Annotated in this window: 27 protein-coding genes; 17 read left to right on the forward strand and 10 right to left on the reverse strand. The window is 65.9% G+C overall.

The window, feature by feature from the left end; translation table 11 throughout:
- Window positions 1–58: 58 nt before the first annotated feature.
- The 5 genes from AC1DIM_RS16970 to AC1DIM_RS16990 all read right to left on the reverse strand — a co-directional run bounded on the left by AC1DIM_RS16970 (window position 59) and on the right by AC1DIM_RS16990 (window position 4849).
- The gene (locus AC1DIM_RS16970) at window positions 59–337 is read right to left on the reverse strand and encodes an HPr family phosphocarrier protein (RefSeq protein ID WP_164202827.1); all 279 of its coding nucleotides are present in this window, start codon (window positions 335–337) and stop codon (window positions 59–61) included.
- Window positions 338–404: 67 nt separating this feature from the next.
- Entirely contained in the window at window positions 405–2504 is a 2100-nt protein-coding gene (locus AC1DIM_RS16975) for a PTS fructose transporter subunit IIABC (RefSeq protein WP_477711672.1), read from the reverse strand.
- Between the two features lie 2 nt (window positions 2505–2506).
- Complete coding sequence (locus tag AC1DIM_RS16980) at window positions 2507–3502, reverse strand: 1-phosphofructokinase family hexose kinase (protein ID WP_477711673.1); 996 nt, start codon at window positions 3500–3502, stop codon at window positions 2507–2509.
- Window positions 3499–4356: a DeoR/GlpR family DNA-binding transcription regulator gene (locus tag AC1DIM_RS16985; protein WP_477711674.1), complete on the reverse strand. Its 858-nt coding sequence runs from the start codon at window positions 4354–4356 to the stop codon at window positions 3499–3501. Before AC1DIM_RS16985 ends, AC1DIM_RS16980 begins: the two co-directional genes overlap by 4 nt.
- Before the next feature lie 235 nt (window positions 4357–4591).
- Window positions 4592–4849: a DUF6458 family protein gene (locus AC1DIM_RS16990; RefSeq protein WP_164202818.1), complete on the reverse strand. Its 258-nt coding sequence runs from the start codon at window positions 4847–4849 to the stop codon at window positions 4592–4594.
- A 201-nt stretch (window positions 4850–5050) separates the two neighbouring features.
- Between AC1DIM_RS16990 and AC1DIM_RS16995 the strand changes: the two genes are divergently transcribed.
- The 5 genes from AC1DIM_RS16995 (at window position 5051) to AC1DIM_RS17015 (ending at window position 10915) form a co-directional block, all read left to right on the forward strand.
- Window positions 5051–5677 carry an alpha/beta hydrolase gene (locus AC1DIM_RS16995; protein ID WP_477711675.1) on the forward strand — a complete coding sequence of 209 codons (627 nt, stop codon included), beginning with the start codon at window positions 5051–5053 and terminating at the stop codon, window positions 5675–5677.
- 402 nt (window positions 5678–6079) lie between these two features.
- The gene (locus tag AC1DIM_RS17000; protein WP_477711676.1) at window positions 6080–6823 is read left to right on the forward strand and encodes an HAD family hydrolase; all 744 of its coding nucleotides are present in this window, start codon (window positions 6080–6082) and stop codon (window positions 6821–6823) included.
- Window positions 6824–6896: 73 nt separating this feature from the next.
- Window positions 6897–9239 carry a glycoside hydrolase family 65 protein gene (locus AC1DIM_RS17005; RefSeq protein ID WP_477711677.1) on the forward strand — a complete coding sequence of 781 codons (2343 nt, stop codon included), beginning with the start codon at window positions 6897–6899 and terminating at the stop codon, window positions 9237–9239.
- A gap of 133 nt (window positions 9240–9372) precedes the next feature.
- Window positions 9373–10182 carry a hypothetical protein gene (locus AC1DIM_RS17010; protein ID WP_477711678.1) on the forward strand — a complete coding sequence of 270 codons (810 nt, stop codon included), beginning with the start codon at window positions 9373–9375 and terminating at the stop codon, window positions 10180–10182.
- Window positions 10166–10915 carry a LamB/YcsF family protein gene (locus tag AC1DIM_RS17015; RefSeq protein WP_477711679.1) on the forward strand — a complete coding sequence of 250 codons (750 nt, stop codon included), beginning with the start codon at window positions 10166–10168 and terminating at the stop codon, window positions 10913–10915. The genes AC1DIM_RS17010 and AC1DIM_RS17015 overlap by 17 nt, the downstream gene beginning before the upstream one ends.
- Before the next feature lie 27 nt (window positions 10916–10942).
- Here the strand turns inward: AC1DIM_RS17015 and AC1DIM_RS17020 are convergent, their stop codons facing one another.
- Window positions 10943–12292 (reverse strand): DUF445 domain-containing protein, encoded by a 1350-nt coding sequence (locus tag AC1DIM_RS17020; protein ID WP_477711680.1) that lies wholly within the window; start codon window positions 12290–12292, stop codon window positions 10943–10945.
- Between the two features lie 50 nt (window positions 12293–12342).
- Between AC1DIM_RS17020 and AC1DIM_RS17025 the strand changes: the two genes are divergently transcribed.
- The 6 genes from AC1DIM_RS17025 (at window position 12343) to AC1DIM_RS17050 (ending at window position 15624) form a co-directional block, all read left to right on the forward strand.
- Window positions 12343–13251, forward strand: coding sequence for a glycerophosphodiester phosphodiesterase (locus AC1DIM_RS17025; RefSeq protein WP_477711681.1), 909 nt, complete (start codon window positions 12343–12345; stop codon window positions 13249–13251).
- A 59-nt stretch (window positions 13252–13310) separates the two neighbouring features.
- Window positions 13311–13859, forward strand: a complete 549-nt coding sequence (locus tag AC1DIM_RS17030) for a DoxX family protein (RefSeq protein WP_477711682.1) — start codon at window positions 13311–13313, stop codon at window positions 13857–13859.
- Between the two features lie 2 nt (window positions 13860–13861).
- Complete coding sequence (locus tag AC1DIM_RS17035; protein ID WP_477711683.1) at window positions 13862–14599, forward strand: AzlC family ABC transporter permease; 738 nt, start codon at window positions 13862–13864, stop codon at window positions 14597–14599.
- Window positions 14596–14907 carry an AzlD domain-containing protein gene (locus tag AC1DIM_RS17040; RefSeq protein ID WP_477711684.1) on the forward strand — a complete coding sequence of 104 codons (312 nt, stop codon included), beginning with the start codon at window positions 14596–14598 and terminating at the stop codon, window positions 14905–14907. Before AC1DIM_RS17035 ends, AC1DIM_RS17040 begins: the two co-directional genes overlap by 4 nt.
- 73 nt (window positions 14908–14980) lie before the next feature.
- Complete coding sequence (locus AC1DIM_RS17045; RefSeq protein ID WP_477711685.1) at window positions 14981–15256, forward strand: hypothetical protein; 276 nt, start codon at window positions 14981–14983, stop codon at window positions 15254–15256.
- Window positions 15257–15312: 56 nt separating this feature from the next.
- A complete protein-coding gene (locus AC1DIM_RS17050) occupies window positions 15313–15624 on the forward strand; it encodes a hypothetical protein (RefSeq protein ID WP_477711686.1) in 312 nt (103 codons plus the stop codon).
- A 124-nt stretch (window positions 15625–15748) separates the two neighbouring features.
- On the opposite strand, the gene AC1DIM_RS17055 is transcribed toward AC1DIM_RS17050, so the two are convergent.
- Window positions 15749–15967, reverse strand: a complete 219-nt coding sequence (locus AC1DIM_RS17055) for a hypothetical protein (RefSeq protein ID WP_477711687.1) — start codon at window positions 15965–15967, stop codon at window positions 15749–15751.
- Window positions 15968–16144: 177 nt separating this feature from the next.
- Complete coding sequence (locus AC1DIM_RS17060; RefSeq protein ID WP_477711688.1) at window positions 16145–16780, reverse strand: TetR/AcrR family transcriptional regulator; 636 nt, start codon at window positions 16778–16780, stop codon at window positions 16145–16147.
- A 120-nt stretch (window positions 16781–16900) separates the two neighbouring features.
- Between AC1DIM_RS17060 and AC1DIM_RS17065 the strand changes: the two genes are divergently transcribed.
- From AC1DIM_RS17065 to AC1DIM_RS17090, 6 genes are all read left to right on the forward strand, one after another.
- Window positions 16901–17236, forward strand: a complete 336-nt coding sequence (locus AC1DIM_RS17065) for a thiamine-binding protein (protein WP_477711689.1) — start codon at window positions 16901–16903, stop codon at window positions 17234–17236.
- A 32-nt stretch (window positions 17237–17268) separates the two neighbouring features.
- A complete protein-coding gene (locus AC1DIM_RS17070; RefSeq protein WP_477711690.1) occupies window positions 17269–17946 on the forward strand; it encodes an O-methyltransferase in 678 nt (225 codons plus the stop codon).
- An 80-nt stretch (window positions 17947–18026) separates the two neighbouring features.
- Window positions 18027–18506, forward strand: a complete 480-nt coding sequence (locus tag AC1DIM_RS17075) for a Dps family protein (RefSeq protein ID WP_477711691.1) — start codon at window positions 18027–18029, stop codon at window positions 18504–18506.
- A 23-nt stretch (window positions 18507–18529) separates the two neighbouring features.
- Window positions 18530–19666 carry a hypothetical protein gene (locus tag AC1DIM_RS17080; protein WP_477711692.1) on the forward strand — a complete coding sequence of 379 codons (1137 nt, stop codon included), beginning with the start codon at window positions 18530–18532 and terminating at the stop codon, window positions 19664–19666.
- Window positions 19660–21090, forward strand: a complete 1431-nt coding sequence (locus AC1DIM_RS17085; protein WP_477711693.1) for a PIG-L family deacetylase — start codon at window positions 19660–19662, stop codon at window positions 21088–21090. The genes AC1DIM_RS17080 and AC1DIM_RS17085 overlap by 7 nt, the downstream gene beginning before the upstream one ends.
- A gap of 1 nt (window position 21091) precedes the next feature.
- Window positions 21092–21838: a glycosyltransferase family 2 protein gene (locus AC1DIM_RS17090; protein WP_477711694.1), complete on the forward strand. Its 747-nt coding sequence runs from the start codon at window positions 21092–21094 to the stop codon at window positions 21836–21838.
- Between the two features lie 196 nt (window positions 21839–22034).
- Here the strand turns inward: AC1DIM_RS17090 and AC1DIM_RS17095 are convergent, their stop codons facing one another.
- Window positions 22035–23138, reverse strand: a complete 1104-nt coding sequence (locus AC1DIM_RS17095; protein ID WP_477711695.1) for a YihY/virulence factor BrkB family protein — start codon at window positions 23136–23138, stop codon at window positions 22035–22037.
- A gap of 116 nt (window positions 23139–23254) precedes the next feature.
- On the reverse strand, window positions 23255–23827 hold the full coding sequence (locus AC1DIM_RS17100; RefSeq protein WP_477711696.1) for a DUF3618 domain-containing protein: 573 nt from the start codon (window positions 23825–23827) through the stop codon (window positions 23255–23257).
- Between the last annotated feature and the right edge of the window lies 1 nt (window position 23828).

Genomic DNA, 23828 nt, shown 5'->3' on the forward strand with positions numbered 1-23828 from the left:
CGCGGGAGAGAAGTACGACGGCGGCCGCTGGCACGCGCTGTTATCGAACCAGGTGCCGCTACTCGGCGTCGTGATCCGTTTCCAGGATCTGGACCAGACGCTCCAGGGCGTCGTCCGCGCCGGTACCTTCGGCGCGCAGCACCACAACGTCGCCGTGGGATGCGCCCAGGCTCATGAGGGACAGGATGCTGGCAGCATCCATCGCCTCGTCAACGGGCTCGCCTTCACGGGCGATGGTGATGTCCAGGTCGAACTCGCCGGCGGCTTCGGCAAAGATGGCGGCGGGGCGGGCGTGCAGGCCAACGCGGCTGGCGACGGTTGCGGTGCGTTCTGACATTGTTGCTCCTTTATCTTTCGGCGCTTAGTGCTTGAAACGCCGTGCATGGTTGGTTTGGTGAGGCTGGTCAGACCGTTGCGGGAACTGACTCCACGGTAGCAGCGGGCTCCGGCTGACGGACGGCCCAACGCTTGAGGGCGATGACGGCCAGCGCAGTTATGACGGTTCCAACGAGGATCGCGACGACGAACATCAGGAAGTTGTCGATGGCGAAGAAGACGAAGAGGCCGCCGTGCGGTGCTTTCGAACCTACACCGGCAGCCATCGAGATGGCCCCGGTGACCGCGCCGCCCAGCATGCTGGCCGGAATGACACGGAGCGGGTCGGCAGCGGCGAACGGGATGGCCCCTTCGGAGATGAAGGATGCGCCCAGCAGCCACGCCGCCTTGCCGTTTTCACGCTCGGCCAGGCTGAAGCGCTTCTTGTCGAGGACCGTGGATGCCAGGGCCATGGCCAGGGGCGGCACCATGCCGGAGGCCATAACGGCTGCCATGATCTGCCAAGGTGCCTGGTTGTCCAGCGACGCGGCACCCAGACCTGCGACGGCGAAAGCGTAGGCGACCTTGTTGACCGGACCGCCGAGGTCGAAGCACATCATGAGGCCAAGGATGACGCCGAGCGCGATTGCGCTGGCGCCGGTCAGGCCGGAGAGGAAGGAGTTCAGTCCAACCGTGATGGCGACGATCGGAGCGCCCAGGATCAAGAACATCAGGCCCGACGCCACGATGGAAGCCACCAGCGGGATGATCACCACGGGCATCAGGCCGCGAAGCCAACGCGCCACCTGAAGCTGGCCGATGACGTGCGCGATGTAACCGGCGAGGAGACCACCGACGATGCCGCCCAGGAAGCCCGCGCCCATAAAGCCGGCGACGGCGCCCGCAACGAAGCCCGGTGCGATGCCCGGACGGTCAGCTATGGCGTAGGCAATGTAGCCGGCAAGCGCCGGGACCAGGAAGCCCAGCGACAACCCGCCGATTTTGAAGAGGACCGCGCCAATGTAGGCGCCCAAGGGGCCCCAGGCGTTGTCCGGAAACTCGGTGGGGAGGTTGAAAAGGCTGTTCTGCACAACGATGTTGTCCGCGTACTTGGTGATGAGGTAGCCGCCCATCAGGAAGCCCAATGCAATCAGGAGGCCGCCGCCGGCAACGAACGGAATCATGTAGCTGACGCCGGTGAGGAGTGCCCGCTTCAGCTTCTGGCCGATGTGCTCGCCCTTTTCAGCTGCAGCCTGCTCGGCCTGCTCTTCGGCGCCGAAGTGCGGTACGCGCCGGGCGTGCGGATCTGTGGCCGCGGCGAGTGCTTCCTGGACCATCTTGGCCGGCTCGTCGATGCCGCGCTTGACCGGGGCGTTAATGACGGGCTTGCCGGCGAACCGTTCCTTGCCACGGACGTCCACATCCACCGCGAAGATCACGGCTTCGGCGGCGGCAATGACAGCGGGGTCCAGCGGCTTGGCGCCGGACGAACCCTGGGTCTCCACCTGAAGGTCCACGCCCATTTCCTGGGCGGCGGCCACCAGCGAGTCGGCGGCCATGTAGGTGTGGGCGATACCGGTGGGGCACGCCGTGACAGCTACCAAGCGCCTCGGACCGGATGTAGTGGCGGTGGTGGAGCCTGCTGAAGCGGCAGCAGCACCTGCGGCGGCGCCGGAAGCGCCCCCGGCAGCACCGGCCATGGCATCGACAGGAACAGGCGCAGCGTGGGCGGCCGGCTTGTCGGCCAGTGCGCCGTCCACGAGTGCCACGATGTCCTCACGGCTGGATGCCGCACGCAGCGCTGCCGTGAAGTCCTTTTTGATCAGCGACCGGGCCAGCTTGGACAGGAGTTTGAGGTGTTCCTGGTCCGCACCATCCGGGGCGGCGATGAAGAAGATCAGGTCGGCGGGGCCGTCCTTGGCGCCGAAGTCCACCTTGGGGTTCAGGCGGGCCATGGCCAGCGTGGGTTCGATGACCGCGGCAGACCGGCAGTGCGGGATAGCGATGCCGCCAGGGATACCGGTGGCGGTCTTCTGCTCACGGGCGAAGGCGTCGGCGAAGAGGCCTTCAACTTCTGAGGCGCGGCCGGTGGCAGCAACTTTGCTGGCCAGGTGCCGGATCACATCCTCGGGCGAGGTGCCCAGGTTCTGGTCGAGCTCGACCAGTTCGGTGGTGATGAGCTGAGTCACTGTCAATCCTTTCGAAGGGCCGTGATGGTTACGGCATCCGGGGTGGTTTGGTGGACTGCCGGGACAGTGGAACCCGGCAGGGAGGCGGCGGCGGCACCATGGGCCACCGCCTGACGGAGGCAATCGGCCGGGGCGGCGCCCCGGCCGTGGGCGAGCAGATAGCCAGCCAGCGATGAATCGCCCGCGCCGACCGTACTGACCGCGGCGACCGGCGGATGCGTGGCGAGCCACGCGCCGTCGGCCGTTACCAGGACAGCTCCCTTGGATCCGAGAGTTGCCAGTACAGCACCCACACCGGAACGCACGACGGCGGCGGCGGCCGCTGCGGCGGCCTCCGGATCCGCTTCAAGTTCCTCTGCGGTTAACGCCGTGGCGTGGCCGGCTGCTGCAGCCAGTTCCGCCAGTTCCTCGGCGTTGGGTTTCAAGAGGTCCGGTTTCCCGGACACGGTGGCTGCCGACGCATCAGCGACGGCAGCGGCGAGCGGAGCGCCGGAAGAGTCGACGGCGATCAGCGGGGCGGCGCCGTCGGCAGTGGAACGCAACCGGTGCGTCACGGTGGCGTAGAAGTCGGCCGGGAAGCCGGGCGGCAGGGAACCGGCCAGGACCACCCAGCTGGCACCGCGGGCTTGTTCCAGGAGCAGGCTGATCAGTGCTTCCTGCTCGTCCGCGCTCAGCACCGGCCCGGGTTCGTTGATCTTGGTGGTCACGCCGCCAGGTTCGGTGAGCGCAACGTTGGTGCGCAGCGGCTCGTCGATGGCGAGGGCAGCGAACGGTACCTTGTCGTGGCGAAGCCCCGCAAGGACGGGATCGCTGTCCGCCCCCGGAAGAACAGCCACTGTCTCAACGCCCGAGGCGCACAGCGCCCGGGACACGTTAACGCCTTTGCCGCCGGATTCCTGGCTGACCGAAACCGCGCGCTGGACTTCGCCGCGTTCCAACGGGCCGGGGAGGGCCACCGTACGGTCCAGGCTGGGGTTGGCCGTGAAGGTGACGATCATGCGATCACCACGTCAACGCCGGCGTCGGTCAGGGCGGCTGTGAGTTCCGGGCCGGGCTCGCTGTCTGTAATCAAAGTGTCCAGATCTTTCAGGGAGGCGAACTGGACCAGGGTTTCCGCGTCCAGTTTGGAGGAGTCGGCCAGCACCACGATGCGGCGCGCCGAGTGTACGAAGGCTGCCTTGACGGCGGCTTCTTCAGGATCGGGGGTGCTGAGGCCAAAGCTTGCGTGGATGCCGTTGGTGCCGATGAATGCGATGTCCGGGCGCAGCCGCTGGGCGGAGTCCACGGTGGCCTGCCCCACGGCTGCCTGGGTGAGGCCGCGCACCCGGCCGCCCAGCAGTTGCAGTGCGATTCCGGGTGCGCTGGCCAACCTGGCGGCGATCGGGACTGCGTGGGTAATGACGACGAGTTCGGGCGTTGACGCGGAGTTGGCATGCGGCGCGCCGGCAGCCGGACTGGTAGCCGCGCCGGAAGCCGTTGCGCCGGAAAGAACGACGGCGGGGCGCCGAGAGAGCAGGTCGGCGAGCGCCTCGGTGGTGGAACCGGCGTCGAGCAGGATGCTTCCCGACTTTCCCTGAGGGATCAGGGCCAGTGCCGCCTGGGCGATGCGCAGCTTCTGGTCCGGGCGCTGGATGGTCCGTTCATTGATGCTTTCCTCGGAGGTACTGAAACGGTCCGCGGCCACGGCGCCGCCATGGACACGGCGGACGGTGCCGGCTGTTTCGAGGGTGGCGAGGTCGCGGCGGATGGTTTCGGTGGTGATGCGGAAGCGCTCGGCCAGCATGGTCACGCTGACCCGGCCGGTGCCGGTAACAAGCTCGGCAATCTTCTGCTGGCGCTCCTCGGCGAACACGTACCCTCCGTTGCGTAAAGTGCTGAAATTCCTGTGATTGGCATCACGTGATGTTGAATTACTTGACTTTATCTTTGTCTGTGTTGGTTTGTCAACGAAAGCCAAGAAAACACAGAAAAGCGGAAAGCGCGAGAGCCGGACCGGACCCTTGCGGGGTCGGGCCCGGCTCGCGGGGCTCCTGGCCGGTCATTGCTGTCCGGGCGGCTGGATTTGGGTTCGGGCTTCCGTCCGGGACTTACAGTCCGCCGTCGCGGCTTTCGTTGCGAGTGATGCGCTCGCCGGTGTTGGGATCAACCACTGAGCGGGTTTCGCTGACGCGGCGGCTACGTCCCGGCGAGGCCAGGACGAGCGAGGCGATCAGTCCGATGACACCCACGGCCATCAGGATGTACCCAATCAAAACCTGGTCCACGAAGGGGATCAGGCCTGGAGCGACGGCCCACGCCAGGATGGCGCCGAGGGCAATAAGGAAGATGGCGGAACCGATTCTCATGGCTTGCTCCTTGTTGTTGGAGTACTCGTGGTGCCGAACTGACGTGGTGAACTGATAAGCATGCTGTGCACTCACGCTACAGCCCGGCCCTGCACGATTCAATGACCGCCAGCCTGCGCCGCGGCACTGCGGTGGTGGTGTCATGGCTGTTCAGCGGCCTGCGTGCAGCTATTCGGCGTGACGGATGGCTAGGCTGGTCCGATGGAGACAGTTGTTTGGTCCAAGCCGGAAGCTGAACGGGACGGCACGCCGCTGCTGGTCCTGATGCACGGCTACGGTACGGATGAGTCCCGGATGGTGCGGCTGTTCGAATACCTGCCGTCCGAATTCACGTGTGCGGCACTTCGGGCCCCCATGGTGATCGGCGACCACTACGGCTGGTTCCTGCTGGATTACTTCCTGTCGAACGATTTCGCCGACGTCATCAGCGCCACCAACGCCGTCCACGCCTGGATCAGCTCGGTCAAGGGCCGCCACAGCAGCGTGACCCTGATGGGCTACTCGCAGGGCATGGCCATGGCCAGTACCCTCCTGCGCCTGCACCCCGCCGACTACAAGGCGACAGTGGGGCTTTCCGGGTTTGTGCTGGACAACGAACTCCTTGCACTCACCGACTCCTTTGAGTCCCCGCCACCCTTTTTCTGGGGACGGGACAAGGCCGACCTGGTGATCAACGAGGAAGCCACGGAATACGCAGCCGGGTGGCTGGACAAGAACACTCAGTTGACCGCACGGACGTATCCCGGCATGGGCCATGCGATGAGCAAGACCGAGATGGTGGACGTCAGCGCCTTCCTCCGCCACTACGTGCTGAGCCTAGTAAAATAGTTGCGGGACAAATTTGTAAGCGCTTACACTCGACGTTGGCCCGAGTGCTTGCGGCCGCAGACCCAGCAGGAATAGGACGCCGGACCGATGCACAAGTGCCAGGCCCCTGCACGGGTTGTACCGCCCCTCCCGTTCTCTCAGTTTGGCAGGCCGCACCAAGGCACTCATCATGGAAGAAGACGATTAGCAGCAGCCCACCGGCCCGCCGAGGTTCCAGCCCTGGCCCTTAGCCGCCCCTGCTGATCCAGCGGACGCCGTTGCCCGCGGTTTCCACGCCCTGCACCCGCACTCCGCTGCCTGGTGAGATCCCGAATCTTGAGCCTCGACATTGAGGTCCCGCTCGCTTAAATCCGCCCATTTTCGTTACGCACTAAGGCTCCCCGCCGTCTGGAAGGACACCGCATGACTGACGTTCTGACAACCCAAAGCCCCGGCTGGACCACAGCCTCAGCCATCCTGTTCGACCTTGACGGAGTGTTGACACCCACCGCCACCGTCCACGAACAGGCGTGGAAGGAACTCTTCGAAGGCTACCTCGCGTCCAGGCCCGACGTGGCCGGGTACCGCGAGGAAGACTACTTCGACCATATCGACGGCAAACCCCGGTTCGACGGCGTCCGGGACTTCCTGGCGTCCCGCGGCATTGTGCTCCCGGAAGGCGAGGAAAACTCTTCACCTGAGGACCCCGCCCGCGCCACGGTGCAGGGACTCGGCAACCGCAAGAACCAGGTATTCAATGACATCGTCAGCGCCGGTGTCGAGCCTTTTGCGGGTTCGGTGCGTTTCCTGGAAGCCGCAGTGGCCCGCGGACTGAAGGTCGCCGTCGTCTCCTCATCCCGGAACGCCCCTGCCGTCCTGAAGGCCGCGGGCCTGAACGGGCATTTCGAGATAGTGGTTGACGGGGTGGTGGCCGCGGCCGAGGGCCTTCCGGGCAAGCCGAGCCCGGCCACTTACACCTACGCAGCGCAGCTGCTCGGCCTGCCCAGCGAAGAATGCGTGGTGGTGGAGGACGCGGTCTCCGGCGTCCAGGCCGGACACGCCGGCACCTTCCATTCCGTAATCGGCGTGGACAGGGGTGCCGGCCGGCAGACCCTGCTCGACGCCGGAGCCACCCGGGTGGTCAACGACCTCCAGGAACTCCTCTAGCCAGGCTCCCCGGCCGGCAGAAAAGCCAGCGCGCACTACCAGACCAGCACCACGCCAAAAGGATCGCAACACCATGGCTCTCATCACCGCTGACCGTGAACGGTTCCCTGACACTCCCTGGCAGCTCGTGGAAACACGCCACGAACCAGGCAACACGGGCACCTTGGAAACGCTCTTTGCCATTGGCAACGGGCACCTTGGCATCCGCGGTGCCCACTGGGCGGCGGCGGATGCCGAACTCCCGGGCAGCTTCATCAACGGCCTGCATGAGATCTGGGACATCAAGCATGCGGAGAACGCGTTCGGCTTCGCCCGGACCGGGCAGCGGATCATCTACATCCCGGATGCGAACAACTTCACGGTGATCATCGACGGCGAAACCCTGTCGCTCGCGGAATCGGACGTGCTGGATTACCGCCGGGCAGTTGACTTCGCCACCGGCATCTACGAGTGCCGGGTGACCTGGCGCTGCCGCTCCGGTGCCACCGTGACCACCACGGAGCGCCGCGCGGTTGGCTTCGTCTCGCGCGGCAGCCTGGGCATTTCGCTGGAGGTCGCCTCGGACCGTGAAGTTTCCGCTGACGTCACGTCGTTCGTCATCAACCGCCAGGACCAGCCTGTGGAGGACCACTCGGCGCATGACCCGCGCCGGGCCGGCCGGCACGCGGGCCGGGTCCTGCTCCCGGTCCGGATTGACGGCGGCGACGGCTCGCTCCGCCTGTCCTGGAAGGCGGCTGAGTCCGGGCAGCGCGTGGGAATGGCCGTGGATCACTGGACCTCCACCGGCCAACAGTGCTTTGAGACGGTCGCCGGCGAGGATGACAGCAGCGTCCGCTATGTCCTGGCTGTCCAGGCCGACCAGCCATTCCAGCTCGAGAAGAGCGTCAGCTACGCCGCCGGCCCCGGCGTCCAGGACTCTGAGCGGGACGCCGCGGAAACCGCCGAAGCCGGGCTCCGGGCTGTGGCGGACATCTTCGGCGAGAGCCGGGAACACTACCGCGAATACTGGGCCACGTCCGACATCGTGGTGGGCGGCCAGCCCCAACTCCAGCAGGCCATCCGCTGGAACCTGTTCCAGCTGGCACAGGCTACGGCGCGGGCCGACGTCGCGGGCATCCCTGCGAAGGGCGTGACCGGCTCGGGCTACGAGGGGCATTACTTCTGGGACCAGGAGGTCTACCTCCTGCCCTACCTCACCTACAGCAACCCCGACGCCGCCCGCCAGGTCCTGGAATTCCGGCACCAGATGCTTCCGGTCGCCAAAATCCGGGCCAAGGAGCTCAGCGTGGACGGCGCCCTGTTCCCGTGGCGGACCATTAACGGACTCGAAGCCAGCGCCTATTACGCTGCCGGCACGGCGCAATTCCACATCGCAGCCGCCATTGCTTTTGCCACCAGCCGCTATATGTGGGCCAGCGGCGACGAGGCGTTCCGCGAAGGCATGGGTGCCGACCTGCTGATCGAAACGGCCCGCATGTGGGTCTCGCTGGGCTTCTTCGGCAAGGACGGGCTCTTCCACATCCACGGCGTCACGGGCCCGGACGAATACACGGCAGTTGTCAACGACAACCTGTACACCAACGTCATGGCCCGCTTTAACCTCAGCGCCGCCGCTGCCGTGGAACACCCGGCCATCGACGAGGCGGAACGCCAGCTATGGGTGCAGGCCGCCAACCGGATGCAACTGCCGTTCGATGAAGACCTGCAGGTTTACTCGCAGGATAACGACTTCATGACGCTGGAGCCCTGGGACTGGACCACGCCCCGGTCAAAATACCCGCTGCTGCTGCACTTCCACCCGCTGGTGATCTACCGGCACCAGGTGCTGAAGCAGGCAGACACTGTGCTGGCAATGTTCCTGCAGTGGCAGGACTTCACCGCCGTGGAAAAGCGCCGCGCCTTCGACTTCTACGACCCCATCACCACCGGAGATTCCACTCTCTCCGCGTGTGTGCAGGGGATCATGGCCGCCGAAGTGGGGCATCCTGAAGCGGCGCTGGAGCACTTCACCAACGCGGCTTTCATCGACCTGGATGACACCCACGGCAACACCATCGACGGTGTGCACATTGCGTCCACCGGAGGCGTGTGGAGTTCGCTGGTGTGCGGCTTCGCCGGGCTTCGGGATCAGGGCCACATGCCGTTCTTTGATCCGCGCCTGCCGGCTGAATGGGATGCGCTGACGTTCCACCTGAAGATCCGCGGGCGCCTGCTGCTGGTGGAGCTCGACGCCGGCGCGCTCACCCTCACCGTCCAAACCGGCGGGCAGTTGGACGTGGATGTCCGCGGCCGGGTTCTCCGCGTCGGTCCCGAACCGCTCCGCGTGGCACTTGCACCCTCTGAGTGCCCCGAACCCACTGTCTTCCCCAGCGGACCGCCGACGGCGAGCATTCCCGTTATCCACGCGCTCGGCTGAGGCGTCTCGCGGCAACGCTTCTCCGCCCGAACCTCCGGCATGAACGGCACATAGTGCGAAGCACCCTTAGTGTTAAGGCAGTGCCGCAGCCAACCCGCCGGCGGACAGACGTACGACAGAAGCAGAGGTGACCATGGCCAAGCGCAGCAATCCCGCGGTACGAATCGCTCAGGAAACCGCCCACAACGCGGTGTTCGACGCCGACGGCAAGCCGAAACCCGGCGTCCACAACATGCTCTTGAAGGCGGTCGAAATCCAACGGCCCTTGGTGCTCGCCTACGTCCGGCGGCTCCAGCGCAAACATTCCCGTGCCAGCGCGGCAAGGCTCGCGGAAATCCTGGAGCGGGACTACCTGCGGGCTGTAACCGGCGGCGGTGCGATCGTCGGGGCAACGGCCGTGGTGCCCGGCGTCGGTACGGTGGCCTCTTTGGGGCTCTCGGCCGCGGCCACCGTGGGTTTCCTCGAGGCCACGGCGCTCTATGCCACTTCGCTGGCGGAACTCCACGGAATCCGCCTGACCAACCCCGAGAAGGCCAGCACCATGGTGATGGCCATCATGCTGGGCGAAGAGGGGACTGCCCTGCTCGGAACGCTCAGCGGACAGGCGATGGGCAAGGGAACCAGCGCAACCAAGGCATGGGGAAACGCGCTGTCCAAGTCAATGCCCACGGGTTTCGGTGCCATTCGGAATAAGATCCAGAAGGCCTTCCTCAAGAACCTGCTCAAGCGTCAGGGGACGGCATTCATTGGCCGGGCGCTGCCGTTCGGCATCGGCGCGGTGGTGGGCGGTGCAGGAAACCTCATCATGGGCCGGGCCGTCGTGTCGAACGCGAAGGAAGCTTTCGGCCCGATGCCGGATACGATTCCGGGGGAGCTCAAAGCCTCAACCGCGGCCGCGGACAACAACATCTTGGAGGGCAACAACCTTGGATCTCAACGCTGACCTCGGCGAATCGTTCGGCTCGTGGAACATGGGCGACGACGCCGCGATGTTCCCCCTGGTGACCAGTGCCAACGTAGCCTGCGGCTTCCACGCCGGGGATCCCGTCACCATGCTCGACAGCTGCCGCGCCGCCTTTGAGCTCGATGTGACCGTGGGCGCGCACGTAGGCTACCGGGACCTCGCCGGCTTCGGGCGCCGGTCCCTGGACATGTCCTTCGATGAGCTGTTCGGTGATGTGCTGTACCAGCTGGGCGCGCTCGACGGCGTGGCACACGCGGTAGGCGCCTCAGTGGACTACGTCAAGCCGCACGGCGCCCTCTACAACCGCCTGGTGCACGACGAAGAGCAGGCTTCCGCTGTGGTCGCAGCCATCCAGGCCTACGATCCCGGCCTGCCGATTCTCGGCCTGCCGGGTTCACAGCTCCTGATCCAGGCCAAAGAAGCCGGACATCCCGTTTTTGTGGAGGCGTTTGTGGACCGCGCCTACCAAGGGGACGGCACGCTGGTGCCGCGCTCTCACGAGGGTGCAGTCCTGCACGACGTCGGCTCGATCGTGGAGCGCGCTGTGCGCCTCGCGACTCAGGGGGAGGTGGTGGCCGTGGACGGAACCGTGGTCCAGGTCAGGCCTGATTCCCTGTGCATCCACGGCGATACCCCCGGAGCCGTCGAGATGGCCGCCGCGGTCCGGGCCGGGCTTGAAGCTGCCGGCGTGGAGCTGGAGTCCTTCGCCTAATCCCGCGTTGCTTTAAGAAGGGGAGCGTCAGCCGAAGATCAGGTGCGCCGCGCTGAAGATGGCAAGCCCGGCAAGGGAACCCACCACGGTGCCGTTGATCCGGATGAACTGCAGGTCCTTGCCCACCTGGAGTTCGATCTTCTGAGAGGTTTCCTCGGCGTCCCACCGCGCCACGGTATCGGTGATGACGCCGGCGATGTCCGAGCGGTACGTCCGCACCAGGTAGCCGGCGGCGTCGCCGATCCAAGCGTTTACCTTGCCGGCCAGTTCGGGATCAACCACCAGGCGGGTGCCGAAGTCGTGCACCGCGGCCTTGAACTTGATGGTCAGTTCGCTGTGCGGATCGTCGACGGCGCTGAGCAGTGCAGCCTTGATGGTGCCCCACGTGCGGGACGCCAGCTCCCGCACCTCGGGGTCGCCCAGCACCTGGGCCTTGACGCCTTCGGCGCGGGCGATCATGACGGGATCGTGCTGCAGGTCCTGCGCCAGGGACGTGAGATAGGTGTCGATGGACTGCCGGACCTGGTGCTGCGGATCGGCCTGCACGGCCTTGGTGAACTTGAGGATCTCCAGGTACACCTTGTCTCCCACGAGCCCGTCGACGAACTGCGGGACCCACTGCGGGGACCGGTCCGAGACCAGCCGGCTGACGGTTTCATGGTTGTCCCGGACCCAGTCCACGGTCCGGTCCACCAGCAGGTCCACCAGGGTGTGATGGTGGCCGTCGGCGAAGATCCGCGCAGCCAGACGTCCCACGGGAGGCCCCCACGGCGGAGCCAGCAGGTGCTTGCGGACCATTGACTCGATCACTGCCTGGACGTCGTCGTCGTTCAATACCTTGAACGCGCCGCGGATGATGGCGGCACCCTCCTTGGCCACGCGCTCGGCGCCGCCGGGACCGGACAGCCACGCACCGGCCTTTCCCGCGACGTTCACCGACGCGAGCTTCTCTTGGACCACCTGCTCGGACAGGAAGTTGGTCTCCACAAACTCGCCCAGCGACGCCCCGATCTGGTCCTTGCGGCGCGGGATAATGGCGGTGTGCGGGATCTTGATGCCCATGGGGTATTTGAACAGCGCGGTCACGGCGAACCAGTCGGCCAGTGCGCCCACCATGCCGCCCTCCGCCGCGGCCCGGACGTACTGCAGCCACGGATACTCCTTCTGCAGGGCGAACGCGAAGACAAAAATGATGGCCATCGCAATGAGGAGACCCAGAGCCAAAAGCTTCATCTTCCGCAGCGCTGCCGCCTTTTCGGCGTCACCGGCGCTCAACTGCTGACTGACGACGGCGGCCCCGTTCTTCGCCCCCAGCGGATCCGTGCCTGGGGGGTGGGGTGGGGACTGCCGGGTAATTGGCTCAGAGTTCACCTGCATGTGCCCAGCCTAGTCCCGCGGGCCCGGGCCCGGTCCGCTAGCGTGTCCTCATGATATTTGACGAGTCTGTGCCGGACCGCCCGCTGGTTTATGCCCACCGGGGCGCCAGCGCCGCGTTTGCCGAACACACCCGCGCCGCTTACCTCCAGGCCATTGCCGACGGCGCCGACGGAGTGGAGTGCGACGTCCACCTCACCCGCGACCAGCACGCCGTACTGCTGCATGACGCCAATCTGGACCGGACATCTGACGGGACCGGCCCCGTGGCGGACCGCACGCTGGCAGAGTTGCGGCAGCTGGACTTTTCGTCGTGGAAGGGTGTCCGGATCCCGGAAAAATACGGTGCCCGCTCAGAGCAGTTCCTGACCCTGCCGGAACTCCTGGACATCCTCCGCGGCGCCGGCCGGCCCATTGGACTGGCCATAGAACTCAAGCACCCCAGCCCGTACCAGCTGAAATTGGAAGACCGCGTGCTCGAGGTGCTCCAGGGTGAAGGGTGGGACGCCGCGACCTCCACCTTGGACAACATCAGTGTCTCGTTTATGAGCTTCAGCCCGGACTCTGTGAAACACCTGCTCAAGAAGGTCCCGGCCGAGCACATCTGCCAGCTGGTTGATGACATCGACGTCGACGAAGTCCGGGACGAACTGAGCCTGGGGACCCTGGCGGGCACCGCCGTCGCCAACGTGATGAAGGCGGCGCAGTTGGAAGGCGAGCGGATCCTGGACGAGTGCGAGGTAGGGCTCGCGGGTCCGGGAATCATGTACATCCGCGAACACGCCCGGACCGTCCAGCGCTGGCTGGAATCCGGCCGCCGCTTCCGCGTCTGGACTGTGGACACCGAACGCGATGTGGCACTCTGCCAAGGGCTGGGCATTCACGAGATCACCACCAACAAACCGGCCAGGGTGCTGGCGCAGCTCCAGCCGAGCGGCCAACAGGCTACGCTGCCCTCCTGACGCCTGACGCCGCCGACCCTGGTTTAGCCGCGGAGGTGCCGCTGTGATTGAGTGGAGCCATGCCATTTCGCTGGTCCGGCCGGGCCGTTCAAACTCTCTCAGCAGCAGCCATGAGCGCGCTGCTGCTGACCAGCGCCATGAAGCATTTTCGCGAGCCGCGCTTTTTCGCGTACGTGGTCCCGGACTACCTCTGCCGCGACGCTCCGGACGCTGACCGCAAGGCGCCGGAAGCTGGCCGGGAGGCTGGCCCGGACGCGGGCGTGGCGGCGGGCCGGGAATACGTGGGTGCCGTGAACATCACGCACGACGCCGGCGGGCGGCCTTTGGCGGTGATGACCCGGGAGGAATGGATTGCGGTGAGCGGTCTGCTCGAGGCGGGTGCCGCCGTCGTACTCCTGATACCGGCCACCCGGCGGGTGGCGGCCACTGCCCTGACCGGGATGTTCACTGTGTTCCTCGCCGGACACGTGGACGCGCTCCGGCGCGCCTACGGCCCCATGGGCTCGCCGGCGCAGCGCACGGCGCATACTGTCAGGCTTCCCCTTCAGCTCCCGCTCATCCTGTGGGCCTGGAGCCTGCGGGATGCCCCGGCGCGGCCGCAGCAGTGAAGATGCTCGCATCACCTGCCGTCCGGGTGGGCATCTCCATCAGCATCGCCACCGGCCTCTACGGTATTTCCTTCGGCGCACTGTCCGTCACGTCGGGCCTCGATTTCTGGCAGACCATGGCGCTCAGCCTTCTGCTGTTCAGCGGGGGTTCCCAGTTCGCGTTTATTGGCGTGGTGGCCGGCGGCGGGTCCGGCATAGCGGCGATGAGTGCAGCTACCCTCCTCGGCATGCGAAACGGGATCTACGGGATGCAACTGAATGCGCTCCTGCAGCCGAGGGGATGGCGGCGATATGTAGCCGCGCAGGTCACCATCGACGAGTCGACGGCCACCAGCACAGGGCAGACCGATCCCGCTGAGCAGAGGCGCGGGTTCTGGACCGCGGGTCTTGGCATCTACGTGCTGTGGAACCTTTTTACTGCCGTCGGGGCCCTCGCCGGCAGCGGCCTGGGCGACCCGAAGCAGTGGGGCCTTGACGGTGCAGCAGTTGCCGCGTTCCTCGCCCTGTTGTGGCCCCGGCTCAAGGGATTCGAACCGGCCGCGATCGCCGTCGCATGTGCGTTGGCCACGGTCCTCGCCGTGCCCTTTGTTCCTGCCGGCCTGCCCATCCTGATCGCAGCGCTGGTGGCTGCGGTGATCGGCTGGTTCAGCCACGGCCGCAGGGATGAAGGCCTCGAACCGGATGTGGATCCCTACCAGGAGCACCACGGCCACGGCGGGACCCGGGAGGCAGGCTCATGAATCTCTGGTTCTGGTTGCTCTTGGCTTGCGTCCTGGCCTACGGGTGGAAGGTGATGGGCTACCTGGTCCCTGCGAAGCTCCTGGAGGACCCGCGGATGTCCCGGGTGGCAGGGACCATGACCATCGGCCTGCTGGCGTCCCTCACGATCGTCAATACAGTGGCCTCCGGACAGTCGCTGGCTGCCGACGCACGGTTGGGGGCCCTTGCCGCCGCCGCCGTTGCACTGGCGTTCCGGGCACCGTTCCTGCTGGTGGTGATCGTCGGCGCTGGCGCCGCCGCCCTCCTCCGGTTAATTGGCTGGAACTGAGCGCAAAACCTAGTGATGCGGGGCACAACCGCTGTAGCATGATTTTGGCTATGCAGTTGGCCATGGATTCCTCGTGAGAGCGCCCACCATGGAAATAAACCTGCACGTAGCCCGCACCAGACCCGGCAAGCCCCGTCACCCCACGGCCGCTGGATGGCGCGCCGGCCTGCCGGTCAAGCGCTTCTTCACCCGGTTCAGGTCCATCGCCGACTTGCCGCCTGCGGACCTTGACATCCTCTCTGAACGCATCAGACTGGCCTTGGATGTCACTCAGGAGCCCGGCATGGCCGCCCTGCACGCTGCGGTCCGGGCCGAGCTTAACCATCGGGAATCGTCGACGAACGGCTGATGCCCGACGAAGTTCGGCTGTGACTTGGCAGTCGCGGCCGGAGAGGAGCCAGACTAATGAACGAACAGGCGGAGCACCAGGGACCGGATCCCGAAGGCGGGGACGGTCACAGAGGTTCAGAAACGAAGTCCCGGTCCATCTACGTCAATAGCGCGTCCGAATCCACCAGGGAGTTGCGCGATACCTCCCGGCGCCGCCGGGACGCCGAGGAGAAGCTGCAGCAGCACCTACGGGAAGCCAGGGAGCACACCCCTCATGACCACGCCCGTAACGTGCCTCATGAAGTGTCTCAGGCGGGCGAGGACCCCAAGGCGGACGAGGTTGACGAGGCCGGTAGGGCGCGTCCCGACATGGCACTGGAAGGGTAGCGCCAAAAAAGACCCGGAGGACGACGCCGGGCCGAACGTGATTCGTCACGTTCGGTAAGGCGGCGGGCCTTCCGGGTCCAAGTCAGGCGGGGTCCAGCTTAGGCGTGGATCAAGTCAAAGCCGCTTACGCAGACTGCTCATCCTCGGGAGATGCTGTGCGGCGGGAGATTTCTTCGACGGCCAGCTCGTACCACACCTGTGCGCCGAGGTCAGGGGCCGGTGTGTCGAGGTTCTGGTACAGGGCATCCAGCAGATTCGCGAGATCTTCAGCGGCCAACGCGGGGAGGACTTCCTCCGGACCGCGCGGATCGTTGATGATCTGGGAAAGCTTCGAGTGGTTCATCTAAAGCTCGCGATGACCGGTCGGGTGCCAAGAACGTGGTGCATTTTTTGTCTCCTCTGATGGATCAGAGGCTGGCTGCGTAACCCATCTAGAGTCTAGGCCAACGGCTCTGGACTCACAATGGCGAAAGCCAGAGGCAGGACGCGAGCCGGGGGCGGGAGCGGAGACGGCGGCCTCTCAGCCGAACTGCGGCCCTTGGAGCTGCGAAGCGGGCAGCGGGACGAAGGCAGGCAGGGAGCGCCCGGTCCGTTCAGTGCGGATGGCGTCCTCGATAAGCGCCACCGGGCGGCGCCAAGCATCGGAACCGGGCTCCATGGTATCCACCACGCCGATCAGCATGGCGAGCAAACGGAACATGTCCGTCAGGGAAATGTCCGGACGGAGGGTGCCTTGTCCCTGGCCGCGGACCAGGAGGACGCCGATGGATTCCATCAGGGATCCAGTGATTCCCGTGAGAAGTTCGCGGCGCCCCGCCACGGCGCCCAGCAGGTTTGCGTCGGCGCTGGCGGCGGCCATGATCGCTTCGATGACGCGGAGCAGCCCGGCCGCTGCGTCCATGCCCGCGACGGCCTCCACAATGACGGGGTCCACGGTCTCCCGGAGTTGCCGGTTGAGGGCGGCCAGGACCAGCTCCTCTTTATCGGCGAAGTTCCTGAACAGCGTGGCAGGCCCCACCCCCGCCGTCGCAGCAATAGTCTGGAGCGGCACGTCCGGGCCGTGCTCACGGAAGCACTGGCGCGCGGCCAGGATGATCTTGTCCACGTTCCGCGCAGCGTCTGCACGTAGTGGCTTGCGGACGACGGCGATGCTCATTCGATCAGGTTAGCAACGTGGCAGGCCGCGAACATGGTTACCGGAGGGTAGCCGGTTATGTGACGTCCACCGGGCCTTGCCGCCGATTTCCCGTGTCCGGCCGCATGGCAGACTTGGCCTATGTTGCTTGCATTTTCAGTTGCCCCGGCCGGTACGCCCGCCGGGGGAGCCCGCCCCAACGACGCATCAGTCCACGACGCCGTCGCGGCCGCTGTGAAAATCGTCAGGGAGTCGGGCTTGCCGCATCAGACCGACTCGATGTTCACCACCATCGAGGGCAACTGGGACGAAGTGTTCGATGTCGTCAAGCGCGCCACCGAGGCCGTGGGGCAGTTCGGCAGCCGGGTCTCGCTCGTCATCAAGGCCGACATCCGTCCGGGTTACACGGGTGAGCTTAAGGCCAAGGTGGAACGCCTCGAGAAGGCCCTTTCGGACGGTTCCTCAACCGCTTCCTAGACCGCTGTTTGACCGCATGCCAGACTGTGGCCATGTTTGAGCACAAGACCCAGCCGGGCTGGGCGGCGGTGGAGGATTTCCTCACGGCAACTGTGGTGCATCCCGACAATGCGTTGCGGCGGGCCGTAAGCTCCGCCGTCGACGCCGGAATGCCGCCCATCGAGGTGACCCCCAACGCCGGAAAGTTCCTCCAGCTCCTGATCCAGATTTCCGGCGCCAGGCGGGTGCTGGAGATCGGGACGCTCGCCGGTTTCAGCAGCATCTGGATGGCCCGGGGACTTCCCGACGGCGGCAGGCTGGTGACGTGCGAATACCTCACCAAACACGCTGACATCGCCAGGGCCAACGTGGAGGCGGCCGGGCTGGGTAGCAAAGTTGAAATCCGGGTCGGTGCTGCCCTTGACACGTTGGCAGCACTGCAGGCCGAAGGCCAGGAGCCCTTCGATTTTGTGTTCATCGACGCGGACAAGGAACACGACAGCGACTACCTCGATTGGGCTGTGCGCCTTGGCCGGCCCGGAACCGTTGTTGTGCTCGATAACGCGGTGTGGGAGGGGGCCATCCTGGATCCGTCCATCGACGACGTCAACGCGCCGGGGATCATCAGCGCACTGGATCTGCTGGGGAAACACGCGCAGCTTGATGCCACCGTGATCCAAACCGTGGGTTCCAAAGGCTGGGATGGGTTCGCTTTGGCAAGAGTCCGCTGAGAACCCATTCCTAAGTATGCTTAGAATTACTCGCCGGCCGAAGTCCGGTCCGGAATGGACGTCCGACCTGGAGGAATTCGATGAAAGCGTCACCTACCCTCGCCAGCAATCTCCAGATGGTCCTGACGGACCTGGTGGAGCTCCACGTGCAGGGCAAGCAGGCCCACTGGAACATCGTCGGCACCAACTTCCGCGACCTCCACCTGCAACTCGACGAGATCATCGCCAGTGCCCGCCTCTTCGCTGACCAGACGGCGGAGCGGATGCGGGCTTTGCATTCCCTTCCTGACGGCCGAAGCCAGACGATAGCTGCTAACACCCGACTCGACCAGCTGCCGGGCGGCCTGCTTTCAACGAAGGACGCAGTTAAGCTCGTGACCGCCAGGTTGGAACGGACTGCGAAGACCATGCGGGACGTCCATGATGAGGTGGACGACGAAGACCCCACCAGCGCGGACCTGCTCCACGCGGCCATCGAACGGCTGGAACAGCTGGCCTGGATGGTCAACGCCGAAACCATGACACCTTCGGCGGCCGTCACCGAACCGGCGGAGAAATAGTCCTGGGCGGCCAGGCCCGGGCAGTGACTGAGCAGCGCACCTATCCCAGACCCGTCCGACTGGTTTCAGCTGAAACCGACCCCGCCCGGTATGGCGCCCTGCTCCACGCCGTATCTTCCGCGGCCGGGGATGTGCCGGCGCTGCTGGCCCTGGCCGGAGACGCCGGAAACAGCTGGCCGAAACCGGGGAACGGCCAGACGGGCCTTCTGTGGGAGTTGCTGGCTTCGGTGGCCAGCGTGGATGTGGCCGCGGGGCGGATTTTCGAGCCCCATCTGGATGCGCAAGCCATCCTCGCGCAGGCCGGCCATCCGCCAAACGGGCGCGGCGGCCGGTGGGGAGTTTTCGCCGCCGAAGGGCCCGGGATGCGCCTGGAAGCAAAGGCCGACGGCGGCGGCATCCTGCTAAGCGGCGCCAAACCGTGGTGCTCACTGGCGCCGCTTCTGGACCGTGCCATCGTCACCGCTTACACCGAAACCGGGAGACGGGCCGCCTTTGCCGTGGATCTCCGGCACTCCGGGGTGACGTGCGAGGTGCCCGTGTGGGTGGCACGCGGCCTGCGGGAGATCCCGAGTGGCACGGTCCACTTCAGCGGGGTGCCGGCAGCTCCCGTAGGTGGGGATGACTGGTACTTCAACCGCCCCGGTTTTGCGTGGGGCGGCATGGGAGTGGCCGCCTGCTGGCTGGGCGGTGCGGTGGCCGTGGCCAGGGACTACCGGGAATCCTTGCGTGCCGCTGCCGGAAAGGGACGGGAACCTGACCAGATCGCGCTGGCTGCGATGGGGGAGACGGACCGCATCCTTACCTCCACCCTCCAGTTCCTGGGGCGCGTGGCTGAACTGATCGACAGGGGTGCCCTGTCCAACGACGGCGATGCCCCGCCGGCCTCCGGCGCCGCGGTCAACGGCGCTGACCCGGACGACACCCCGGAGGCCCGCCGCGGTGCGTGGAGCGAAGCGTTGCGCGTGCGCGGGACGGTAGCCGCCGCCGTCGAGCGTGTAATCTCTTTGGTCAGCAGGAACCGGGGGCCGGGGCCGCTGGCGTTCGACGAAACCTATGCCAAACGCATGGCTGACCTGGCGCTGTACGTGCGCCAGCACCATGCCATGCGGGACGACGCACAGTTGGGCAAACTGACTCTCACTGGAGAGCCCCCGTGGTGACCTTCTCGCACACGGACCCGGGCACGGAGGAAAAGGACTGGGCTGCAAGCGGGCTGGCGGCTTTGGCTGAGCTTCCACTTGGGCCGCAGGAGTTCGGTGCCATGCGGTTTGTTGTGCTGGCGGCCCACCCGGATGACGAAAGCCTCGGCGCAGGCGGCCTGCTGTCGCTGCTGCACACCTGGGGCGCCGACGTCGACGTGCTGCTTTGCACAGCAGGCGAGGGCTCGCATCCTGACTCCACCACTATGACGCCCGAACAGCTGGCAGCCGTGCGGATTAAGGAATTCGGCGCAGCGATGGAGGTGCTGGGGCTGGCCGGGTGCTGGCGTTTCCTGGGGTTGCCCGATGGCGGCCTGAACGAGCGGGAACCCGAGATCTCCGCGCAGCTCAGGGAAACCATCAACCGGTACGCCGGGCACCCCGGGCATCAAGGGCAGCCGCAGCAACTGGCGATCGTGGCTCCGTATCGCGCGGACGGCCACGCCGACCACAACGCTGCCGGCAACGCGGCCGCGCAGGTCGCCCTCGAGGATGGGCACGCCCTGCTGGAATATCCCATCTGGTACTGGCTGTGGGCCTCTCCGGAAGACCMGGCCTGGCGCTCTTGGGTGCGGGTTCACCTCGACACTGAACAACAGGCAAGCAAGACAGCTGCCATGGGCGCCCACACCAGCCAGACGCGTCCATTGTCTGCTTTGGCAGGCGACGAGGCTCTCCTCGGAGAGGGGTTCCTGAAACATTTCCAGCGCCCTTTTGAAACGTTTGCCTGGAACCGTGCAGTCCCGGCACGCACGGGCGGCAGGGAGTCTGCGCCGTCCTGTGCGCCGCACACGAGCGTGGACGCGCAACGGATTTTCGATGAGGTGCACTCGGAATCCGGGGACCCGTGGCACTACGCCACCCGTTGGTACGAGCGCCGGAAGCGCAGCCTGACGCTCGCCGCCCTGCCCCGGGAAAGCTACGAGTCGGGCCTGGAGATTGGGTGCTCGATCGGCACCCTAACCGCCGAGCTGGCCGGCAGATGCACCAGCCTTCTGGCCGTTGACGCCAGCAGCACCGCCCTGAAGCTTGCCGCCGAGCGCCTCGCGCCCTTTCCCGGCGTCACCACCCGGCAGCTGACCTTGCCGGCTGAGTGGCCCGATGGCCGCTACGACCTGATAGTGGTCTCCGAGGTGGGGTACTACCTTGCGCCGCCGGAGCTGGATCAGCTGCTGGAGCGGATTCAGTCGTCACTGACCCCGGGCGGCACGCTACTGCTGTGCCATTGGCGGCACCCGATTTCGGGCTGGGAGCTCGACGGCGACTCGGTCCACGCGGCGGCCCGGAACCGGCTGCGCTGGCGCACCGCAGGGCTGTACCAGGAACGCGATTTTGTGCTGGAAACGCTGTTGTCTCCTGCCGATCCCGAAAATGCGGGGGCCTGAGGTGGAACGCATCAGGCAGGTAGCCGTGGTGATTCCGGTCCACAACGAGGAACAGCTCCTGCCAGGGGGCCTCGCTGCCGTGCGTACTGCGGCCGACGCTCTGCAGGCGCATCGGCCGGGCACCGCCGTGTCCATCCTGGTGGCGCTGGATAGCTGTACCGATGGTTCCGCGGCAGTTGCAGCGCAGCTGGCCGCGGTAGACCGACGCATCAGTACGTTGCAGGTATCGTTCCGCAGCGTCGGCGGAAGCCGACGCGCAGGCAACCGCGCCGCCCTGCTTGCAAGCAACAAATGGGGCCTGCCGTTCGCTTCACCGGGACTCTGGCTGGCCAACACAGACGCCGATTCCTGCGTTCCCGTGAACTGGCTGCTGCGCCAGGTGGAACTGGCCGGCCTCGGGGCGGATGCTGTCCTGGGGACAGTGGAGCCTGACCCGGAAGGCATGGAAAGCGAGCTCCTGAGGCGCTGGCACGCCCGGCACCAGCTGGGGGAAAACCATGCACACGTGCATGGCGCCAACCTGGGGGTGCGGGCTTCCGCCTACGTGCTGGCAGGCGGGTTTCCCGGTCTCCGCTCGCACGAGGACCGGGCCTTGGTGGATCGGCTTCGCAAGAACGGTGCGGTGGTGTGGTCCACGGACACCATCCGGGTCCGGACTTCAGGACGGACCGAGGGCCGGGCGCCGCAGGGATTCGGCGCCTATCTGCTGTCACTCGGGCGGGAAACCGCGGCGGCGCTGAACGGCTGATCAGTTGGAAAAGGTTCATGAGGGTTCTGGGCGCAATGCACCGAAAAATTCGGGGGGCCGACGACGACTGGGGGGACTGGCCTCGGTCTCAGAAGAGGCCACCTCGCCGCCGACCCCGCTTGACCCCGGACGGCTGACAGCCCGGGAAACTCCACAGGATCTACAACACAAGTTTCTCCCATCTTGAGGGTCCTGCCTAGTCCCGGCTTTTCACGGCACGATCCGCGTCCTGTCCAGTCTCGGCACTGTATTTCTGGCGCAGTTCGCGGCCGTGCCGGATGTCCTCTTCCTCCTGCTTCTGCAGCTTCTCGCTCTTCTTGGTACCCCGCGGCGGCAGCTGGATGGTCTCCTCAGCCTCAATACCGGCCTGGAGCTGCCGTCCCCGCTCCATCTCGGCGTCGAATTCGGCTCCAAAAAGCAGGGACATGTTGAGGATCCACAGCCAGAGCAGCGCGACGATCACACCGCCGATTGCGCCGTAGGTCTTGTTGTAGCTGTTGGAGTACGCCACGTAGAAGCCGAAGGCCAGCGAGGCCAGCAGGAACACCACCAGGGCGATGGCCGAGCCCATGCTCATCCAACGGAATTTCGGCTGCTTCACGTTCGGCGTGGCGTAGTAGAGGATGGCGATCGCCACGATGATCAGCACCAGCATCACTGGCCACTTGGCGATGTTCCAGACGGTCAGGAAGGCGCCGCCGAGCCCGATCAGGTTTCCGACGGATTCTGCCACAGGGCCGCTCAGCACGAGCATCGCCGCGATGACAACGACGATCAGCAAATTGACGACGGTGACGCCGAGCATGGTGCCCCGCAGCTTCACGAACGGCCGACCCTCATCGATCTCGTAGACCCTGTTCATCGCGCGGCCAAAGGCCCCGACGTAGCCGGAGGCGGACCAGAGGGCGGTGAGGAGGCCAAAGACTAGTGTGAGCCCGGCGGCCGAGGAGCTGGCGAGGTCCTGGACCACCGGGCGGATCGTGTCGACGGTCTGGCCGGGGGCGAAACCCTGGACGATGTCGAGCAGGGCTGAGGTGGTTTTTTGCGGGTCCCCGAAGATCCCGAGGAGGGACACCAGCGCCAACAGTGCCGGGAAGATCGAAAGCACTGAATAGTAGGTCAGTGACGCGGCTAGGTCGGGGCACTGGTCCTTCGAGAACTCCCTGAGGGTCTTCTTGGCGATGTACTTCCAGGAGGGCTTTGTAACATCCGTAGGGCTGTCTGGTTTGCGGGAATCATCGGGTGCTGGAGCCTGGCCAGCTTTGGCAGTGCTGGTTTCGGAGGCGTCGTGAGTGGCCATGGGGTGTCCTCTCGATAGGGGTCGACAAGGAACGGGCCGGTCCCGCCGGGGAGGCGGAACCGGCCTGTCTTTGTCGCTGATTGAAGCGGGAAACCGGCGGGAGCCGGTTGTCCGGATCAGGTGTTTTGGATGTTGTCCTTGGCGTCGGTGGCGCGGTCTTTGACGTCGGCTGCTGCTACCTGACCTTCGGCTTTGACGTTTTGGGCGGCGTCGGTGGCGGCTGCTTGGACGTTGTCCATGGCTTCGCGGGCTGGTTCCTTAAGGCCTTGGGCCATGTCCTTGGCGGCCTCGGTCAGCTCGGTGGTCATGGGCTCGGCCGCGGTCTTGAGGGCGTCGGCTGCTTCGCGTTCCTTTTCGCTGGCGGGGATCAGGGCGGAGAGCAGCATTCCGGCGCCGAACGCGATCAGGCCTGCGGCCAGGGGGCTGCCCTGGGTTTTGGTTTTGACCTGGTGCGGGGCGTCGCCGATCGCGGCGCCGGCGTCGTGCAGGGCGTTCCCGGCGTTGCCGTTGTGGTCGGTGCGGGTGTGCACGCCGGTGGTGAGGTCATCTGTTGTGCCCATGACTTTCTCCTTTACTCCGAACACCGCATCCCGGACTTTGTCGGTTTGGCGGTGGACGATGTTGGACGGGGTGACTTTGTCTGCCACGGCGTCAACGTTGGTGCCCAGGCGGGCGCGGGTTGCTTCAATG

This window comes from Pseudarthrobacter sp. 01T43, assembly GCF_056398665.1.

Bases quoted from the DNA above. Each gene is read 5' to 3' on its own strand.
- AC1DIM_RS16970 (WP_164202827.1), bottom strand. From the start codon at position 337: ATGTCAGAACGCACCGCAACCGTCGCCAGCCGCGTTGGCCTGCACGCC.
- AC1DIM_RS16980 (WP_477711673.1), bottom strand. From the start codon at position 3,502: ATGATCGTCACCTTCACGGCCAACCCCAGCCTGGACCGTACGGTGGCC.
- AC1DIM_RS16990 (WP_164202818.1), bottom strand. From the start codon at position 4,849: ATGAGAATCGGTTCCGCCATCTTCCTTATTGCCCTCGGCGCCATCCTG.
- AC1DIM_RS16995 (WP_477711675.1), top strand. From the start codon at position 5,051: ATGGAGACAGTTGTTTGGTCCAAGCCGGAAGCTGAACGGGACGGCACG.
- AC1DIM_RS17000 (WP_477711676.1), top strand. From the start codon at position 6,080: ATGACTGACGTTCTGACAACCCAAAGCCCCGGCTGGACCACAGCCTCA.
- AC1DIM_RS17005 (WP_477711677.1), top strand. From the start codon at position 6,897: ATGGCTCTCATCACCGCTGACCGTGAACGGTTCCCTGACACTCCCTGG.
- AC1DIM_RS17010 (WP_477711678.1), top strand. From the start codon at position 9,373: ATGGCCAAGCGCAGCAATCCCGCGGTACGAATCGCTCAGGAAACCGCC.
- AC1DIM_RS17020 (WP_477711680.1), bottom strand. From the start codon at position 12,292: ATGCAGGTGAACTCTGAGCCAATTACCCGGCAGTCCCCACCCCACCCC.
- AC1DIM_RS17025 (WP_477711681.1), top strand. From the start codon at position 12,343: ATGATATTTGACGAGTCTGTGCCGGACCGCCCGCTGGTTTATGCCCAC.
- AC1DIM_RS17030 (WP_477711682.1), top strand. From the start codon at position 13,311: ATGCCATTTCGCTGGTCCGGCCGGGCCGTTCAAACTCTCTCAGCAGCA.
- AC1DIM_RS17035 (WP_477711683.1), top strand. From the start codon at position 13,862: ATGCTCGCATCACCTGCCGTCCGGGTGGGCATCTCCATCAGCATCGCC.
- AC1DIM_RS17040 (WP_477711684.1), top strand. From the start codon at position 14,596: ATGAATCTCTGGTTCTGGTTGCTCTTGGCTTGCGTCCTGGCCTACGGG.
- AC1DIM_RS17050 (WP_477711686.1), top strand. From the start codon at position 15,313: ATGAACGAACAGGCGGAGCACCAGGGACCGGATCCCGAAGGCGGGGAC.
- AC1DIM_RS17055 (WP_477711687.1), bottom strand. From the start codon at position 15,967: ATGAACCACTCGAAGCTTTCCCAGATCATCAACGATCCGCGCGGTCCG.
- AC1DIM_RS17060 (WP_477711688.1), bottom strand. From the start codon at position 16,780: ATGAGCATCGCCGTCGTCCGCAAGCCACTACGTGCAGACGCTGCGCGG.
- AC1DIM_RS17065 (WP_477711689.1), top strand. From the start codon at position 16,901: ATGTTGCTTGCATTTTCAGTTGCCCCGGCCGGTACGCCCGCCGGGGGA.
- AC1DIM_RS17070 (WP_477711690.1), top strand. From the start codon at position 17,269: ATGTTTGAGCACAAGACCCAGCCGGGCTGGGCGGCGGTGGAGGATTTC.
- AC1DIM_RS17075 (WP_477711691.1), top strand. From the start codon at position 18,027: ATGAAAGCGTCACCTACCCTCGCCAGCAATCTCCAGATGGTCCTGACG.
- AC1DIM_RS17095 (WP_477711695.1), bottom strand. From the start codon at position 23,138: ATGGCCACTCACGACGCCTCCGAAACCAGCACTGCCAAAGCTGGCCAG.